Origin of the sequence: Nguyenibacter vanlangensis (genome assembly GCF_013376155.1) — a bacterium.
Classification (GTDB): domain Bacteria; phylum Pseudomonadota; class Alphaproteobacteria; order Acetobacterales; family Acetobacteraceae; genus Gluconacetobacter; species Gluconacetobacter vanlangensis.
Genome location: NZ_JABXXP010000618.1, coordinates 1 through 1,644 on the forward strand (window position 1 = coordinate 1; position 1,644 = coordinate 1,644).

A 1,644-nucleotide genomic window follows, 5' to 3' on the forward strand; every position below is an offset into this window, starting at 1 on the left:
CGCTTGCCCCCGCAGCGCCGCGGTGGTGTAGGGCGGCCGCGGCAGCACCGCGAACGGCACCTGTGCGACGATGCCCCGCCATGCGTGCCAGCGCGGCAATTGCGCTAGCCCGTCCGCCCCCATCAGCCATATGAACGCGACATGGGGAAAACGCCGCCGCAACAGCGAAACCGTATCGACGGTATAGCGCGTCCCCATCCGCTGCTCGATATCGGTCGCGACGACGCGCCGCCCGTCCACCCGTGCCGCCACCTTCGCCAGGCGGTCGGCGAACGGCGCCATGCCTTCGACCGGTTTCAGCGGATTCCCCGGCGAAACCATCAGCCAAACCTGGTCCAGACGCAAATGCCGCAGCGCCCGCCGTGCCAGGCGCAGATGGCCCACATGCACCGGATTGAACGAGCCGCCCAACAGGCCGATCCGGGCCCGTCGCCCGTCGCCCCACGCGGGAATCGACACCATTGTCAGGGCCGCTGCTGCCCCGTTCCGATGACCTCGTAGCGATAGGTCGTCAACTGCTCCAGGCCGACGGGTCCGCGGGCATGCAGGCGCCCGGTGGCGATACCGATCTCGGCCCCGAACCCGAACTCGCCCCCGTCACAGAACTGGGTCGACGCATTCCACATCACCACGGCACTATCGGTACCATTCAGGAACCGGGCCGCCGCCTCGGCATCCTCGGTCACGATGGCTTCGGTATGCGCGCTGCCATGGCGGACGATATGCGCCAGGGCGTCGTCCACCCCGTCCACTACCGCGATCGACAGCACGGCATCCAGCCATTCGGTGGCGAAATCGGCGACGCTCGCCGCCGGCAGACCCGGCACGATCGCCCGCGCGCGAGCGTCGGCCCGGAAGGCACAGCCCCGTGCAGCCAGATCGGCGACGATGACGGGCAAGAGCGACGGCGCCACTGCCGCGTCAATCAGCAGCGTCTCCGTCGCCCCGCAGATTCCGGTGCGCCGCATCTTGGCATTCACCACCAATCCCCGTGCCATATCCGGATCGGCCGCCGCGTGGACATAGGTGTGGCAAAGCCCCTCGGCGTGCGACAGGACCGGTACCCGCGCCTCGCGCTGCACGCGCTCGACCAGAGACTTGCCGCCACGCGGGATGATCAGGTCGATCTGCCCGGATGCGGCCAGCATGTCGGCCACATGGCGCCGATCGGCATCCGGTGCGATCTGCACCGATGCCTCGGGCAACTCCGCCGCCCGCAGGCCGGCCACCATCGCCGCGTGAATCGCCCGCGCGCTGTGCAAACTCTCGGATCCACCGCGCAGGACGACCGCATTGCCCGATTTGACGCACAGGCCCGCCGCGTCCGCGCCGACATTCGGCCGGCTTTCATAGATCATGCCGATCACCCCGACCGGCGTCGCGATACGGCGGAAACGCAACCCGTTGGGCCGCGTCCATTCCGCCAGCACCCGCCCGACCGGATCGGGCAGCACCGCTACGTCCTCCAGCCCGACCGCCATCGCCTCGATTCGTGCCGGCGTCAGGGTCAGCCGGTCGCGAAATGCCGCCGTCGTGGTGGAATGCGCCAGGTCGCGCGCATTCGCCGCCAGGATCTCGTCCTGCCGGTCGCGCAAGGCCCGTGCCGCATGGCGCAGTGCGGCGTTGCGCGCATCGGTGGTACTG

At 69.5% G+C, this 1,644-nt stretch carries 2 protein-coding genes; both read right to left on the minus strand.

Annotation, left to right across the window (positions count from 1 at the left end):
• On the minus strand, positions 1-462 hold a 462-nt coding region (locus HUK84_RS17295), incomplete at its 3' end, for a nicotinate-nucleotide adenylyltransferase (protein WP_176641365.1).
• A 2-nt stretch (positions 463-464) separates the two neighbouring features.
• The coding region (locus HUK84_RS17300) for a glutamate-5-semialdehyde dehydrogenase (protein WP_176641366.1) at positions 465-1,644 on the minus strand (1,180 nt) is incomplete at its 5' end.